Annotated in this window: 1 protein-coding gene; it reads right to left on the bottom strand. The window is 73.6% G+C overall.

What is annotated here, in order from left to right; all coding sequences use genetic code 11:
* Positions 1 to 292, bottom strand: a 292-nt coding sequence (locus GT042_RS03690) for a phosphopantetheine-binding protein (RefSeq protein WP_202532309.1), incomplete at both ends; no start/stop codon positions are given.

Here is a 292-nt window from a genome sequence, read left to right as displayed (position 1 = left end):
CGAGGGTGACAACGGTGGGGTGGCGGAACAGGTCGACCAGGCTGATGTCGCCCAGTTCCGGCCGCTCGCGCAGGGCGGACAGGACGCTAAGCATCCGTACCGAATTGCCGCCCAGGTCGAAGAAGTTGTCGTGGACGGCGACCCGGTCGAGGGTCAGGACGCGGGCCCACACCCCGGCCACCAGCCGCTCGGTGGGCGTCCCGGCGACGGGGGCCGGGCCGTCGTCCTGCCGGGCCGGGAGGACGGCTGGGGCCGGGAGCCGGGCCCGGTCGATCTTCCCGTTGCGGCTGAG

It is taken from the genome of Streptomyces sp. SID3212 (assembly GCF_009865405.1).
In the GTDB taxonomy this organism is placed as follows: domain Bacteria; phylum Actinomycetota; class Actinomycetes; order Streptomycetales; family Streptomycetaceae; genus Streptomyces.
This window is presented reverse-complemented; position numbering and strand designations above follow the sequence as displayed.